The organism is Solidesulfovibrio sp. (assembly GCF_029978005.1).
GTDB lineage: Bacteria > Desulfobacterota > Desulfovibrionia > Desulfovibrionales > Desulfovibrionaceae > Solidesulfovibrio.
In genome coordinates this window covers 19,767-34,904 of sequence record NZ_JARKOZ010000014.1, presented here as the reverse complement: position 1 = coordinate 34,904, position 15,138 = coordinate 19,767, and the positions used below count along the sequence as shown (strand labels likewise).

14 protein-coding genes are annotated in these 15,138 nt (G+C 66.8%); 2 read left to right on the top strand and 12 right to left on the bottom strand.

Annotated elements, in window-relative coordinates:
- Positions 1 to 13 precede the first annotated feature (13 nt).
- On the top strand, positions 14 to 820 hold the full coding sequence (locus tag Q1K70_RS01685) for a hypothetical protein (protein ID WP_300154863.1): 807 nt from the start codon (positions 14 to 16) through the stop codon (positions 818 to 820).
- A 129-nt stretch (positions 821 to 949) separates the two neighbouring features.
- Here Q1K70_RS01685 and Q1K70_RS01680 read toward each other — a convergent pair whose 3' ends face one another.
- From Q1K70_RS01680 to nifH, 8 genes are all read right to left on the bottom strand, one after another.
- Complete coding sequence (locus tag Q1K70_RS01680) at positions 950 to 1,441, bottom strand: pyridoxamine 5'-phosphate oxidase family protein (RefSeq protein ID WP_300154860.1); 492 nt, start codon at positions 1,439 to 1,441, stop codon at positions 950 to 952.
- Between the two features lie 31 nt (positions 1,442 to 1,472).
- Complete coding sequence (locus tag Q1K70_RS01675) at positions 1,473 to 2,090, bottom strand: gamma-glutamylcyclotransferase family protein (RefSeq protein WP_300154857.1); 618 nt, start codon at positions 2,088 to 2,090, stop codon at positions 1,473 to 1,475.
- Between the two features lie 240 nt (positions 2,091 to 2,330).
- Entirely contained in the window at positions 2,331 to 3,719 is a 1,389-nt protein-coding gene (gene anfK / locus Q1K70_RS01670; RefSeq protein WP_300154856.1) for a Fe-only nitrogenase subunit beta, read from the bottom strand.
- Positions 3,720 to 3,731: 12 nt separating this feature from the next.
- Positions 3,732 to 4,082 (bottom strand): Fe-only nitrogenase subunit delta, encoded by a 351-nt coding sequence (gene anfG / locus Q1K70_RS01665; RefSeq protein ID WP_300154853.1) that lies wholly within the window; start codon positions 4,080 to 4,082, stop codon positions 3,732 to 3,734.
- Between the two features lie 13 nt (positions 4,083 to 4,095).
- Entirely contained in the window at positions 4,096 to 5,664 is a 1,569-nt protein-coding gene (gene anfD / locus Q1K70_RS01660; protein ID WP_300154850.1) for a nitrogenase iron-iron protein, alpha chain, read from the bottom strand.
- A gap of 118 nt (positions 5,665 to 5,782) precedes the next feature.
- Complete coding sequence (locus tag Q1K70_RS01655; RefSeq protein WP_300154847.1) at positions 5,783 to 6,154, bottom strand: P-II family nitrogen regulator; 372 nt, start codon at positions 6,152 to 6,154, stop codon at positions 5,783 to 5,785.
- Between the two features lie 10 nt (positions 6,155 to 6,164).
- Positions 6,165 to 6,482, bottom strand: coding sequence for a P-II family nitrogen regulator (locus Q1K70_RS01650; protein WP_300154845.1), 318 nt, complete (start codon positions 6,480 to 6,482; stop codon positions 6,165 to 6,167).
- Between the two features lie 25 nt (positions 6,483 to 6,507).
- On the bottom strand, positions 6,508 to 7,335 hold the full coding sequence (nifH, locus tag Q1K70_RS01645) for a nitrogenase iron protein (RefSeq protein WP_300154842.1): 828 nt from the start codon (positions 7,333 to 7,335) through the stop codon (positions 6,508 to 6,510).
- Between the two features lie 762 nt (positions 7,336 to 8,097).
- On the opposite strand from nifH, the gene Q1K70_RS01640 reads away from it, so the two are divergent.
- Positions 8,098 to 9,744: a sigma 54-interacting transcriptional regulator gene (locus Q1K70_RS01640; RefSeq protein ID WP_300154839.1), complete on the top strand. Its 1,647-nt coding sequence runs from the start codon at positions 8,098 to 8,100 to the stop codon at positions 9,742 to 9,744.
- A gap of 32 nt (positions 9,745 to 9,776) precedes the next feature.
- Here Q1K70_RS01640 and Q1K70_RS01635 read toward each other — a convergent pair whose 3' ends face one another.
- The 4 genes from Q1K70_RS01635 to Q1K70_RS01620 form a co-directional block, all read right to left on the bottom strand.
- Positions 9,777 to 10,997 carry a serine hydrolase domain-containing protein gene (locus tag Q1K70_RS01635; RefSeq protein ID WP_300154837.1) on the bottom strand — a complete coding sequence of 407 codons (1,221 nt, stop codon included), beginning with the start codon at positions 10,995 to 10,997 and terminating at the stop codon, positions 9,777 to 9,779.
- A gap of 330 nt (positions 10,998 to 11,327) precedes the next feature.
- Positions 11,328 to 12,422 carry a choloylglycine hydrolase family protein gene (locus Q1K70_RS01630; protein ID WP_300154835.1) on the bottom strand — a complete coding sequence of 365 codons (1,095 nt, stop codon included), beginning with the start codon at positions 12,420 to 12,422 and terminating at the stop codon, positions 11,328 to 11,330.
- 573 nt (positions 12,423 to 12,995) lie between these two features.
- Complete coding sequence (locus Q1K70_RS01625; RefSeq protein ID WP_300154832.1) at positions 12,996 to 14,573, bottom strand: acyltransferase; 1,578 nt, start codon at positions 14,571 to 14,573, stop codon at positions 12,996 to 12,998.
- 240 nt (positions 14,574 to 14,813) lie between these two features.
- The gene (locus Q1K70_RS01620; protein ID WP_300154829.1) at positions 14,814 to 15,122 is read right to left on the bottom strand and encodes a Dabb family protein; all 309 of its coding nucleotides are present in this window, start codon (positions 15,120 to 15,122) and stop codon (positions 14,814 to 14,816) included.
- Positions 15,123 to 15,138 lie beyond the last annotated feature (16 nt).

The following is a 15,138-nucleotide window of genomic DNA, read 5'->3' as shown; positions in this document are numbered from 1 at the left end:
ACATCCTGAGCCTATGAAAAGACATCCCAGCGACAACCCGGCCGGTGCGGCCCGCCGCCTTTTCCCGGCGGCGGCCGCCGGGACGGCCGCCTGGCTGCTCCCCCTGCCGGCCCGGGCCGACCTGCTCAGCGGCGGCCTGCTCGGCAGCGTGCTGCGCGGCGACGAGTTCACCGGCCCGCGCGTCCTCGACCTGGTCGTGCTCGGCCTGGGCATCTTCCTGGTGCTGCGCCTGATCCTGGGACGCCAGCGCCCGGGCAAAAGCGGCGACGCCGGCCCGTCGGGCCCGTCGGACCGGGAGCCCACGCCTCACGACCGGGACGACGACCCCGGCCGGCCCCAGGAGCCGCGCCCCAAGCCGGACATGTACACCAACGCCGCGGCCATGTGGTCCTACCTCCAGTCCAAGCCGGCCGGCGAGGCCGCGCCCGGACCCGGCTCGGCCGCGCCGCCGGCGGCCCCGGGTTCGGACGCGGAATTCCTGGCCGGGGCCAAGCTGGCCTATCCGCGCATCCGCTTCTCCATGGCCAAGCGCGACTTCGACGACCTGGCCGGCTTCGTCACGCCGGCCTTCCTGGACGAGCTGCGCCGGCGGCTGACCGGCTCGCCGCCGCCCGAGCCCGACATCCTGCTGGTCGAGGCGCGCATCGCCGAAAAACGCCAGGAGAACGGCCACACCATCATGGTAGTGGACTACGAGGCCCTCATCCACGAGATGAATGCGCCCCACAACATCGACCGCTTCGAGCGCTGGACCTTCGACCGCGACGACGCCACGCCCGGGGCCAACTGGCTGCTGGCCGCCATGGAGCGGGGCAAATAGCGGATTCGGCGGACGGCTTCCCCAATACGCCCAAAACAAGAAGGCGGTCCCTCCCCTGCCGGAAGGACCGCCTTCGCGCGTCGGGCCGCGCCCGGACCAGGGACGCGGCAAAGAGAAAATGCCGGGGCTTTACCCCAGGCCGTGGGTCTTGCCCTTGATGGATTCGATGGCCACGCGCACCACGGCCGTGGCCGCCAGGCTCGTCTTGGGATAATCGAACTTCCTGTCCGTGAACCGCGCCACGATCCGGTCCAGGGCGGCGATCTTTTCCGCCTCGTCCTCCACCACGCTCGCCCGGCCAAGCCCCACCACGGTACGGTGGGCGGCCTCGAAGTCGCAGGCGTTCTCGCTCTCCACCACCCCCTGGTCCAGGGACACGGCGAAGCAGACCTTGGGGTTGCGCTTGAGGATGGACATTTTCGTGCCCGCGCGCGCGCCGTGGAAGTACAGGACGTCGCCGGCGAAGGCGTAGAAGACCGGGACGAGAAACGGCGTGTCCTCGTCGCAAAGGGCCAGGTACATGACCTTGCCGGCCGTAAGCACGGCGTCGATGGCGGCGCGGTCCGCGATCTCGCGGTCCTTGCGCCGCATGGGGCCGTGGGGAAAATCCTGGCTGGACATGGCTGATGCCTCCTTGCCGGCCGCGCCGGCGTCAATGGGTCTCGATCAGGCTGCCGCAGTCGGCGCAGGTGGTCGCGCGCACGACGCCGCCCCGGCCGGGGCGCTCCACAGGCACCGGGTAGCCGGCTTTTTTCGCCGGCGTCTCCAGCAACTCCGCCACGTAATGCGGCGGCAGGCCGCGCAGTTCGGCCCCGCGCGCGATGTGGCGCAGGTATTCGAGGCTCGGCTTTCCCGGCGCGCCGAGCATGTCCTTCTTGTAGAGCAGCGCCTCGCGGGGCGCGCCCGCGGCGTCCGTCACCGTGACGGGAGAATGGAAATAGGTCCCCGTGCCGTTGAAGCGGGCGTCCTGCCAGGCGTCGAGGCTGTCGGCGTCCAGGTGGGAAAGGGCGTAGAGCACGCCCCAGACCGTGCGGCCCGGGGAAGGGACGACGGTTTCCAGCGCCCCGTCCCAGACCAGGGACGTGCCGAAAAAGGCCAGCCGGTGGCCGGCCAGGCGCGCCGGGCCGAGGCATTTCGCCCCCAGGCAGCGGGCGGCGATCTGTTCGGGGTGCATGTTCGCGCCGTAGGCGAAAAAGAGGATTTTCCCGTTTTCGGGCGGCCGGGTTTCGAGCGTTCCCTTCACAGCGGATGTGGCCGGTGGCATCGTCATGCCCGTCTCCTTCTTGTCGTGTCCTCAAAACCGACGACGACACCTGAGTCTGACTGCAATCTTCACCCGTTACGGGATTCCAAAGGGCGGCAGCCCTTTGGCCGCCGGAGGCTCTCTTCCCCCACACTCCCCGGCCTGGGGGAAACCGCCGTGGCGGGGCCTTGCGGCCTGACGGCGGTTTCCGGTTCCCGGGCGGTCGCGCGGGGGACCCGGCCTGGCGGGGCGTTCCCGCCGCCGGGCCTACCACATGTTGAGGCTCCATTCCCGGACGCGCTTGTGCTCCATGTCCGTGAACAGCACGTTGGCCATCTGCTCGGCCAGCCAAATGGCCCCGGCGTAGCCGACCACGGGGTGGCGGTACATGCCGGCCCGGTCGTAAGTGGGGAAGCCCACCCGCAGCATGGGGATGTCGTAGTCGATGGAGATGAAGCGCCCCTTGGAATGGCCGAGGATCAGGTCGAGCTTGAGGCCCCTGTTCTTGATGCGGTCCTCGAGCTCCCAGAAGTCGGCGTTGGTCACGATCTCCATGTCCCAGTCGACGTTCTCCTGCAGGGCCTTGATGCGGGGGTCCTTGACGTAATTGGGATTGTCGTCGCCAAGAAGCAGGACGGTGGGGTGCATTTCCAGGTCGATGCAAAATTCCGCCAGGCCGATGACCAGGTCCGGGTTGCCGTAGATGGCCACCTTCTTGTCGGCGAAGAACATGTGGGCGAGGTCGGTGAGCGCGTCGAGGGCGATGCCGCGCTCGCGCACCAGGGACTCGGGGATGGGCTTGCCCGTGAGCTTCCTTAAGTTGGCCAAAAACGTGTCCGTGTTGCGGATGCCGATGGGCGTAGGGCCGATGATGGTCGGGAGGTCGAACTCCTTTTCCAGGTACTTGGCCGCCTTGCCCCCTTCGTAGGGACTCAGCGCGATGGTGCCCACGGCGTTGGCCGTGCCTTCCAGGTCGGCGATGGTGGTCTCGCCGTGGGAGACGTGGTTGCCCGAGGGCATGAGCGGCGAGTCGAAGGCCTCGATCTCGAAGAGCACCGTGGCCTCGATGTCCATTTCCGTAAGCAGGTGCTTGATGGCCGTGACGTCGCCGGGGTTGACCCAGCCGGTCATGACGTTGAGCTTGCCGCTGGGCTCGGTCTTCTTGGCGAAGTAGGCCACGATGTCGCGCATGGCCACGTCGTAGCCCGTGACCATGCTGCCGACGAAGCTCGGGGTGTGGATGGGGATGAGGTGCACCTCGCGGCCGGGGTACTTCTCCTTGAGCAGGCCGCCCTTGAGCTTGGTCACCACGCCCTCGATGTCGTCGCCGATGACTTCGGTCGAGCAGGTGGAGATGATGGGCACCACCTTGACGTGGGGGTAGCGCATTAAAAGCACGTCCACGGCCTGCTCCACCCTGCCGCAGGCCCCGAACACCGCCCCGTCCTCGTGGACCGAGGACGAGGCCAGCTCGAAGCTCTCCTTGAAGTGCTGGGAGAAGACCAGGCGCACGAACATGACGCAGCCCTGGCCGCCGTGCACGATGCCGATGCAGTCCGTGATGCCGATGCTGACGAACTGCGCCCCGGCCGGCTGGCAGGTGAAGATGGGATTGATGATGCCGGCGCGGGACCGTTCCATGAGTTCGCAGGTCATACGGGATTCCTTCTAGTAGTGCTGGTCGGTCAGTTCCTGGTTAAGCGACCCGTCGATGGTCAGGTAGTCCATGCGTTCGTGCACGCCCTTCATGATGTCCGCGACCTCTTCCTTGGGCAGTCCCTCCAGCCAGGCGTACTTCTCGCGGTAGGCCTCGGCCAGGAGCACGGCGTCCACCCAGTAGCAGCGGTCGGCCGGCGTCTCCAGGGCGACCTTCTCGTCGCACAGGATCTGCTTCGTCTTGAGCAGGATGTTTTCGTTCTGGTCGCGCCTGTCCCAGGCCCGGGAGTGGAACTGCCACAGGCACTTCTTCATGATGTAGTCGACGAGCTGCTCGATGCGTTCCTTGCGCAGTTCTTCCATGGCGTGGTCCTCGTTACGCCGCCGCTCCCGGGGCAGGCTGCGTTTTCATGTAGGGGTATTCCCTGTCCTCGTACCCGGCCAGGCAGTCGAAGTTCCCGGAGTAGGGGCGCATCTCGGTGGAGTCGCGGACTTCCTCCGGCAGGTTGGCGTCGGAGAGCATGCGGCGGGTGACGAAGCCCTTGTCCGTGGGAATCTCGTCCTTGCTGATGTCCAGCTTGGACAGCTCGTGGATGGGCGAATAGACGGCGTTGTAGATGTCGCGGGCGAACCGGACCCAGCCTTCGAAGCCCTTCCAGGGGCCGTTGTGGTAGGCGTGGGCGTTGAGGTAGGGCACGCGGATCTTTTTCGCCACCTCGCCGGGACGCTTGCCCGTGAAGATGATGTCGGGCTCGAGCATGTCCATGGCCTCCAGGCCCTCGAGCTCGTTGGGGTCGTCGATGGCCAGCGCCCCCTCCTCGCAGCGGGAGATGCCCTTTTCCATGTCGCCCTGGTGTCCGAACTTGGTGTAGACCGAGACCACGTCCACCTGCATCTCGTCGTGGATGACGTGGGCCCAGTGCCAGAGCTTGGAGCCGCCGGGCCACAGGCAGACCTTTTTTCCCTTCAGCCGCGCCGCGTACCAGTCGAGCTCCGGCTTCCAGCGCGCCGTCTCCTCCTCGATGATCTTCTTGGCCCGGTCCTCTATGCCGAAGAAAAGCGCCACCTTGCGCAGCGACGCGCCCAGCGGCCCGAAGCCGAATCCGTCGATGTCCAGGCGCGGCGTGCCGTAGCGCTTGCGCAGCTCGTTGCAGATGTATTCGGCCGAGCGGGCGCATTCGAGGACGTTCAAATGCGCTCTGTGCATGCCGCGCAGGTCGTTGTAGGAGCCGTTGCCCGTGAAGGTGGACAGCACCTGGATGCCCATGCGTTTGAAGTAGTCGTCCATGACGACCTGGTCGCCCTGGATGTTGTACTCGCCCACGTAGTTGATCACGTAGTCGCTTTTGATCTCGGGCTCGAAGGTGCCGACCTTCTGGTTGATCCAGGCGATGTTGATCTTGTGGTGGCCGCCGGACTGGCTGGGGCCGCCGAAGCCGGGCGAGTTGCACACGAAGATGTCGACGCCCGGCATCTCCTCCATGACCTCGGCGGCGATGGCGTTGATGTCGTCGCCGATCAGCGCCGAGGCGCAAGTCTGGTAGATGGTCATGGCCTTGATGTGGGGAAACGCCTTGAAGGCCTCGACGATGTTCTGCTTGAGCATCTTCTCCGCGCCGAACACGATGTGCTTTTCCTTCATGTCCGTGGCGAAGGTGTACTTGATCTGGAAGTTGTCGTTGTCGCTGATGTAGCGCTTGGTCTGCAAGGTGTCGTAGGTGCACCCGACCGGGCCGTGGCTCAAGTGGATCACGTCCTTCATGGGCGTGCCGATGACGTGCTTGGCCCCGCAGTAGGCGCAGCCGCGCTCGGAGATGGTGCCGGGGATGGTGTTGAGGTACCCCAGCGGCAGGGCGTCGGCCAGGGTCTCGCCCGGGCCCTTGATGACGGCGTGCTCCTTGCGTTCCGGGATGCACTCGCTGCATTTGAACAGATGGTACGGCATACGTTCCTCGCGACATCGGGCCGTGGGCCGTTGCCCTCGCGTTCCGATGCTTCTCTCGGTTATGGGGTTCCAAGGGGCGCCGGCCCCTTGGCCGCCGGAGGCTTTCCCCCCGCCTCCATTACAATATCGCCGCGTCGCCGGTTTCGTCGGTGCGCAGGCGCATGGCCCCGTCCACGGGCATGACGAAGATCTTGCCGTCGCCGATCTGCGCCGTCTGGTTGACCTTGATGATCTCGCGCACCACGGCGTCGGCGTCGGCGCTCGGCACGACCACGGAGAGCATGCGCTTGGGGATGTACTTCATGCCGCCGGACTTCCCCTGCCCCTTGAGGAATTCTGGGATGTCGCAGGCCAGTTCGCCGGCGATGCCCCGCTGATGGCCCCGGCCGAGGACGCGCACGGCCATGAAGCTCGGGAAGCCCAGTTTTTCCAGGGCGTCCCTGGTCGGCCCCACTTTCTTCGGCCGGATGATGGCGATGATCTCTTTCATGCGCCGCCTCCTAGAGCCCCGTCTGGCCGGTGCGGACCGTGAAGACCTGCTCCACCGGCAGGACGAAGACCTTGCCGTCGCCGAAACTGCCGGTGTAGGCCTTGTACTTGATGATCTTGAGCACTTCCTCGACGCTGCCGTCCTCCACGACCATCATGATCATGGTCTTGGGCAGTTCGTCGTAGTGCACGTCGCCCATGGTGATGCCTTTCTGCTTGCCCCGGCCGTAGGCGTTGACCTTGGTCATGGTGAAGAACCCGGCGTCGGCCAGCCCCTCGGTCACGGTCTCGGCCGCCTCCGGGCGCACGATGGCTTTGATCATCTTCATATGCGGCTTCTCCTTTGGCTGCCGGTTAGTCCGAGATGCCGTACTTGACGACCATGGCTTCCAGTTCGTCCATGGTCAGCGGCTTGGGGATGACGAACATCTCGTTGTGGATGATCTTGTCGGCCAGGGCGCTGTATTCCTGGGCCTGGTTCTCGGCGGGGTCGTATTCGGTGACGGTCTTCTTGTTGAATTCCGCCTTCTGCACGATGTTGTCGCGCGGCACGAAGTGGATCATCTGGGTGCCGATGGCGGAGGTGAACTCCTCCAGGAACTCGCGCTCCCGGTCGACCTTGCGGCTGTTGCAGATCACCCCGCCCAGGCGCACCCCGGACTGTTTGGCGTATTTGACCAGGCCCTTACAGATGTTGTTGGCGGCGTAGATGGCCATCATCTCGCCCGAGGCCACGATGTAGACCTCCTGCGCCTTGCCGTCGCGAATCGGCATGGCGAAGCCGCCGCAGACCACGTCGCCGAGCACGTCGAAGAAGACGAAGTCCAGGTCGTCGGTGTAGGCCCCGTTGGCCTCCATGAGGTCGATGGCCGTGATGACGCCGCGGCCGGCGCAGCCGACGCCGGGCTCGGGGCCGCCGGATTCCACGCAGTTGATGCCCATGTAGCCCTGCTTGATGACCTTGTCGTTGGTGACCTTTTCCGCGCCGAGGTCGCGCAGGGTGTCCATCAGGGTCTCCTGCGGCTTGCCGCCGAGGATGAGGCGGGTGGAGTCGGCCTTGGGGTCGCAGCCGTGGATGAAGACCTTCTTGTTGTGGAAGTGGGCCATGGCGGCGGCCGTGTTCTGGGTGGTGGTGGACTTGCCGATGCCGCCCTTGCCGTAGATGGCGATCTTGCGGGTCATGGGAGTGCTCCTTGTCTGTAATGGCCGGCGCCGACATGGCGTCACGCCGTTGCAGGGCTGTTTAGCCAATTGCATGCCAAGGAGCGCCGTCCGACCGGCCGTGGGGACAAGAGCCCGGATTCGGGAGAAAATAATTATATTTATTTGTTTTAATTGATTTTATTTTCGATCACGCCGCCACGGAGAAATCGAGACAAAGCACCGTTACGGTACACTCTTGCAACGAGAAGCACTTGGATGTTCCTTTCATGATCCCAGGGTATTTTTCGCATTGCATGGCTGAACATTCCGTTCCGTAGCTTGTGTCGCTCAATGGGACCGCCCGGTGCTGTGTCACGGCTTTCCATCCAAGCCGTGACGCCTCGATCGATCGCCCCGGTCGTCCCGCTTCCTTTCACCGCGAGCTCGTGCGTCGGATTTGGTCCCCGGGCCGCTGCGACACGACCGACAAAACCGTCGCCGGCGTACCTTTCGGTACATTCCGACCGGCGACCCAAGACCGTGGCGCTCCCGGGCCGGTTGCGCCGGCTCTCGGCGCGACGCCTGATTTTCCTGGCTTGCTATGCTCGGCAAAGCATATAAAGGATGCGAGCCCGTTCGGGGAACGCCGCTGGCATGTGGCTTGCTCGGCGGCGGGGAAACCATCCGAGCGAGGGGCCGTGCGGCTGCGTCCCGGCCCTTGCGCCTTCGCCAACCGCCGGCGCGCCGGCGCAGGACGGCCGCGAGCCCCAGGCCGCCGGCCGGAAAGGACGTACGCGACCCATGGAAACCACGCGCGGCCAGGCCGCCCCGGCCAGGGAGTGCCATGCCGGGGCCTGCAAGCAGGACGACCCCAGGATCAAGGAATGCCATGCCGGCGTGTGCCGGGGCCGCATCGTGCCCCTGCTCCAGGCCATGGGCGAATCCCTCTCCCGGCAAAGCGACCTGGAGCCGGCGCTGGACTGCCTGCTTACGTACATGCGCGACGACATGGGCGTGACCCGGGCCATGGTCAACCTCCACCACCGGGAATCGGGCCACATCTGCATCCACAAGAGCCTGGGGCTGACCGAGGAGGAGCAGGCGCGGGGCATCTATTTCCCGGGTGAGGGCATCACCGGCCAGGTGGTGGAGCGCGGCGCGGCCATCGTCGTGCCGCGCATCGGCGACGAACCGGCCATCCTCAACCGCACCGGCAGCCTGTCGCGGCCCGAGGACCGCGAGTGCGCCTTCTTGTGCGTGCCCATCATGCGCGGCCGCAAGGTGCTCGGCACCATCTCGGCCGTGCGCGCCTACGAAAGCGGCGAGCTTTTGCGCAAGCACGTGGACGCCCTGACCGTCATCTCCTACATGCTGGCCCAGGCCGTGGAGCTCTACCTGGTCGAGAACGTGGACATCGTGCGCTGGGAGCGCCGCCAGGCCGAGCTTCTGGGCCAGCTCGGCGAGCGCATGCGCCCTCCGGCCTTCGTCGGGTCGTCCAAGGTCATGATGGAGCTGTTCGCCCTGCTCCACAAGGTCGCGCCCACCCGGACCACGGTGCTGCTTCTGGGCGAATCGGGCGTGGGCAAGGAGATGCTGGCCAAGGCCATCCACGCCGGCGGCCCCAACCCCGACGGGCCCATGGTCAAGTTCAACTGCGCGGCGCTTCCCGAGAGCATCCTCGAAAGCGAGCTCTTCGGCCACGAGAAGGGGTCGTTCACGGGTGCGACCCAGCTGCGGCGCGGGCGGTTCGAGGAGGCCGACGGCGGCACCATCTTCCTCGACGAGGTGGGCGAACTGTCGCTCGGCGTCCAGGCCAAGCTCCTGCGCGTGCTCCAGGAACGGGCCTTCGAGCGGGTGGGCGGCAACAAGACCGTGACCGTGGACATCCGGGTGGTGGCCGCCACCAACAAGGACCTGGCCGCCATGGCCGCCGGCGGGGAATTCCGCCAGGACCTCTATTTCCGGCTCAACGTCTTTCCCCTGGTGGTGCCGCCGCTTCGCGAGCGCGGCAGCGACGTCGTGACGCTGGCCGAGCATTTCGCCGCCCGCTACGCCCGGGAAAACGGCAAGGCGATCAACCGCATCACCACCCCGGCGCTCAACATGCTCATGGGCTACCACTGGCCGGGCAACGTGCGGGAACTGGAAAACGTCGTCCAGCGCGCCGTGATCCTGACCGAGGACGACGCCATCCACGGCTACAACCTGCCGCTTTCCCTGCAAACGCCCGTGCTTCCCGGCCACGACCGCCAGGGGGGGCTGGTGGCCCGGCTGGAGGCCATGGAATACGAGATGCTGGTGGAGGCGCTGCGCCTGCACCGGGGCAATTCCACCGAGGCCGCCCGCGAACTGGGACTCACCCGCCGGACCATGGGCCTTCGCATGAAGAAGTACGGCCTCGACTACCGGGAGTTCCGCCGGGAAGACCGGGGGCGCGACGCGACCTGACGCCCCGCCCTCCCCTAGGGAGGGGCCTCTTCTTACCTGTCGTAGACGGCCCGGGCCACGGCCGCCGGCAGCTCCCCGGACAGGCCGTCGGGCGTGGTGTTGGTCAGCACCACCACGGACAGTCCCGAGGCCCGGTCCATGAAGAAGTGCGTGCCGTAGACGCCGCCCCAGTTCCAGGTCCCGGCTGCGCCCGGAAAGCCGGCCTTGTCCGGATCGACCACCACCGCCCCGCCGAAGCCGAAGGTCCGCCCCTTGTCCACCAGGTTCGGGGGCAGGCCGCCGAGCTGGTCCGAGGTCATGGCCCGGGCGGTTTCCGGGCGCAGGATGCCGCCGCCGTCGCGGCGCACGGCTTCCAGGAACGTGAAGTAGTCGTCGGCCGTGCCGGACATGCCCGCGCCGCCCGAAGGGAAGGCTTGCCGGTCCGTGGCCCGGGAGGGGGAAAAGAGGATGCCCGAGGCGCTGGTCGGCAGCACGTCCGGGTCGGCCATGGGCCGCAGCGGCCCCTGGCCGTGCAGATACGGCGCGGCCAGCCGGCCGGGGTCGGCGACCAGGAAGGTGGTGTCGCCCATGCCCAGCGGCCCGGTCACGAGCCGGGCCACGGCCTCGGGCAGGGGCGCGCCGGCGGCCTTTTCCACCACCGCGCCGAGCACGTCGATGGCCAGCGAATAGCGCCAGGAGCTCCCCGGCGCAAAGGCGAGCGGCACGGTGGCCAGCCGCCGCAGGTTCTCGTTAAGGTCGATGCCTGGCCGGTCCAGGCCGTCGGATACTCCGGCCCGGTGCAGCGGTCCGTCCGGGGGTTCGGAAAAGCCGTAGGAGAGCCCGGCGGTGTGTGTCAAAAGCTGCCGCACGGTGACGGTCTCCGGCGTTCCGCCTGGCAGCGTCGGCGCGAACCCGGGCAGCCAGCGGGTCACGGGATCGTCCAGGGAGAGCTTTCCGGCATCGGCCAGGACCAGGGCGGCGGCGCTCACCAGCGGCTTGCTCATGGAGGCCAGGCGCAAGATGCTGTCCACGCGCATGGGCTCGCCCTTTTCCCGATCGGCGTAGCCGAAGGCCTGGCGGCAAAGGATGCGGCCGTCGCGGCCGACCACCACCACGGCCCCGGCGATGCGGCCCTCGGCCACGGCCTGGGAGACCACCACGCCCACGCGGCGGGCGAGGTCCGCGTCGTCCGCCCGGGCCGGGGCGGCCGGCGGCAAAAGGACGGACAGGAACAGCAGGACGAGCAGAAATCCGGACGACAGGCGACGGGGCATGGCGCTTCCTCCTTTTCGCACCGGCAAGGGCTGGCACGTTTTTCATGGCGTGCCGCTGATCGGCCGGGCAGTCAACGGGCCGCGGAGCGATGCGGCGATCGCGCCATGCCCGGGAAGCGGCGGCGATGTTCGCAGCCAGGTCGAAAACCGCCACGGCAACGGACAAACCGCGCGCGGCCCGATCGACGCTCCCGCGCCGCTTTGCCGGCCAGGCCGAGGCTGCCGCCGAAGCGGAAAAAACGGCCCGGCCGGCTCCGTGACGGAAACCGGCCGGGCCGCGTCCTTTTTCGGCGAAGGCGGCCGATGCCGCCGTCCGCAACGCCCCGCGCCTTACTTGAAGGGCTTGGCCTGGGCGGTCGTGTCCGGATAATCGACCGGGATGAAAACGGGAATGCTCTCGATGCCCTTGGCGTTGGCCACGGCCTTGGCCACGTCCACGTAGCGCCAGTTCTTGTTGTCCATGCTGCGGTAGTAGTAGCGCAGCTCGGCCGTGTCCGCGACCACGGACCAGATGGTCTTGTCGAAGCGTTCCTGCTTGCCTTCCCAGCCGCGCACCGCGCCGAGGGGGATGTCCACGTTGTCGAGGATGGTGATGGCCTGGTTGAGCCCGGCCGTCGCGCCCTTGGCCGGAAGCGCCGCTTGGCTCAGCGCCACCATGCGCACGAAGCGGCTGGGGGGGCTGTAGTCGCCGGGCAGGCCGTAGAGCCCCGTGCCCTGGCCGAACTGCTTGAGCGTCACGCCGCCGAGCTTTTTCTCCGGGGTGTTCATGACCGACAGGCTGATGTAGTTGTCGAGGTTGGTGAGCATCCAGTCGAAGGTGGGGGAATTGGTCATGACGCCGAGGGGGTTGTCGTAGATCGCCACCTTGCCGGCGGTGTACTCGATGACCACGCAGTCGCCCGAGGGGTCGTGCACCACGTAGTGCAGGGGCAAGGGGCCGGCGTCGCCGACCGGGCCCTGGCACACGCGCACGTCGCGGTAGCCCTTGCGCACCTCGGCCACGCTGGCGAAGTTGGACAAAAGCCAGGTGCCGAACTCGTACTGGGCCAGGGTCCTGCCCGCCTTGGAGCGCTCGAAAGGCTCGTACGAAGCGTAGCCCGGCAAAAAGAGCTGGCCCACGACCAGCCCCTTCTCGTTCATGCCGTCCGAGGCCAGGGGCATGCCGAAATCGAACATGCCGACGAAGGCGTACCTGTTCTTCCAGGCCACGCCCTTGCCGCCGTCGGGCAGGGTGCCGACGAAGGGCGTGCCCTTGGGCACCACGCCGAGCACCGTCTGCAACGTCCACTCGCCTTCCATGGTCCGGGCGTAAAAGACCAGACCGTCGCTGGTCTTTACACGCACGCTCGTGCAGGCCAGCACGGCTGACCAAGCAAAAGCGAGCAAGCACAACGCGAAAAACGGGACAACGAAGCATCTGCGCATGGTCATTCCTCATGCATACGATTGCTGGTTGCGGACAACGGCGGGAGACTCCGCCAGACCCCGGACATCCCGCAACGCTGCAACGGGGAAGCAGGAGAACAACCTTGCCCCGCAAGCGGCATGTCGTGCCGCAACGGCGGCACGACCGCGCGGACAGCGGCCACGGAAAGAAACAAACGCGTTCCATCACGGGCGATGCAAGAAGGCCCCGGCGCGGACAGAGCCAGGAACGGTCGAAGGGAAAGACGCCTTCTCCATCACGGATGCAAGGCGATTCCGTCGCGTCCCGCGCCACAGCCGGCATTCCCGCGCCATGCTGCAGGCTCCTTGCGCCATCGCTCTCTCGGTATTCCGTTTCGCCGCGCCAGCGCAAGGGAAATCTGGCCCCGAGCCCCATGTCCCAACGTCCGTTCCCAAGACATCGCGCGGCCCGCAGCGCCGCGTTCGAAGTGCAGCCCAAGGCCTGGCGGCAGAAGTCGATGAAGGCGCGCACCTTGGCCGACGGATGCCGCCTGGAGGCAGAGAAGGCGTACAGGGAAACGTCTCGCCCGGCCCTTCGGCCTGGACGGGCCATCAGAAGGTGATTTCGAGCTTGTTGAAGCGAACGGCCAGGGGGCGGGCGTCCTGCGGCACGTGGCGGACCGCCCGGCCGTTCCAGTCGCCGTAGACGAAACGCACGACGTTGCCCGACTTGCGGGCCGGCAGGGCGTACTTCCTGTAGATCGAAGCGTCCTTGTCCAGGCGAAACGTCTCCAGGAGCAGGCCGTTGCAATAGACGGACACGGTCTGACCGTCGGCCACGGGGAAGAACTGGAAGGCGAGGTCGAAATTGGCCGCGCGGGGCAGGGAGAAGAGGATTTCGGACTTTTCGCCCAGGCCCCAGCGCCACCTTCCGGAGGCGTTTTCCTCGGGCGGGTCGAAGCCGATGAGCACCATTTTCTCCGGGTTGCCCCGGAGAAAGTCGTAGTCCGCGAGGGCGGCGCTGCCGGAGAGGTGCTCGCGCTCCAGGACCGCCTTGCCGGCCAGGGGCGCGGCCACGACCGCCAGGGCGCAGACGGCGACCGCCGCCAGGCCCCTGGCCGAGGGGAAACGGCGCGTCGTCCCGGCCACGACCCGCCCGCGCCAGGCTTCCGCCCTGCGCTCCACGCCGAGGTACAGCAGCATGGAAAGGGCCAGCGTGCCGAGGACGCCGGGAAGCTCGTAGCCCACGTGAGTGTACTGCGTGATGGCGTAGAGCACGAGCATGTGGCTGATGTAGACCGGGTAGGACAGTTCGCCCACGAGCCGGTCGTGGCGGCTGTTCCTGGTCAGCAGGAACAGCGACGGGATGCCCAGGGTCAGGGCGGCGTAGCGCGCCGGGTCCGGAATGTTCCAGCCAAAGGAGAGGAAAACGGGAGCCAGGGCCAGCACGGCCGCAATGTGGGGCAGCCTGCCCCTGCCGCTGGCGCGGTAGCGGGCGTAGAACTTGTAGGCCAGTCCGCCGCAGCAGAAAAAGACGATCTCGAAGGGAAAGAAGCGGTAGCCGAAGGCGTCGGCGTCGATCCCCCAGGCGGGAAAGGCGACGAAGCGCAGCAGGCAGCTCCCCAGGACGACGCCGAGGATCGCCAGGGCCGGGCCGGCGACGAAAAAGGGCGCGACGAGGTAGAAGGCCAGTTCGAGCCCGAGGGTCCAGGCCTGCGGCACGAGCATGTAGCCGCCGAAGGAGGTGTGCGACAGCCGGCCGAGATGATCGAAGACCAGCCCACCGTTCTCGGACACGTTGAAGAGGGAAAGCACGTCCTGGCCGAAGAGGAACACGTTGGACAGGGCGTAGCAGGCGATGGGCAGATCGCCCAACCTGTCCAGGGTGTTGGCCCAGCCGCCGAGCGGCCACTGCACCGAGCCGACGATCGCCCAGGTGACGCCGCCGTAAGCCAGGGTCAGGACCAGCACGGCGAAGTAAAGGGGGAAAAGGCGCAGGTAACGGCTCTTGACGAAGACGTAATACGGCTTGTCCCGGTACTTCGTGGAGAGCACCAGCGCCATGTAGAATCCGGAAATGACGTAGAACGAACGGACGGCCAGGGTGGTGTCGAGCCCCGGCATCCCGAAGGAATGGTCGCTGTGGCCGATGACGACGGAAAGGGCCAGGATCAGTCGCAGGAAACCCATGTCGCGGAGCATCGCCTTTTCAGGTGGTGAATGCTGCGGGCCTGTCCCGCAGCAGGCCTGGAAATACAGCCGACAGGGCGCGGCGTCCACCGAAAAACGCCCCCCGGCGCACCCGGGAACCGGTTGCCCGGAATGTCCTCGAGACAAGACAAGAAAAAACGGTCTCAGATCGGCTTTTCGCGAATGAAAAAGCCCGCCGTCCAGGGGACGGCGGGCCAAGGGACGCGCGCCAGGCCGGAGCTAGGATTCGAAATCCACCACCCGGCGCTCGGAAACCACCTTCTTGATGAACTCCACCACTTCCACGTGCAAGGGGTGCACGGCATAGGCCTGCAAGTCCTCCTTGGAGCGGAAGGTGGTGTAGAGCACGATGTCCGTGGGCGGCACGGAGGCGAAGATCGCCCCGCCCACGGCCACCTGCATGTCCACGACCAGCGGCACCTTGGCCGGCAGGGCCAGCAGCCGGGCCTGCATCTCGGCCGCGTTGGCGGCCTTGTCCCGGCCCTCGGCCGCATCCTTCAGGGTCCACATGACGATATGGGTGATCATGGTCCACTCCTTGCGC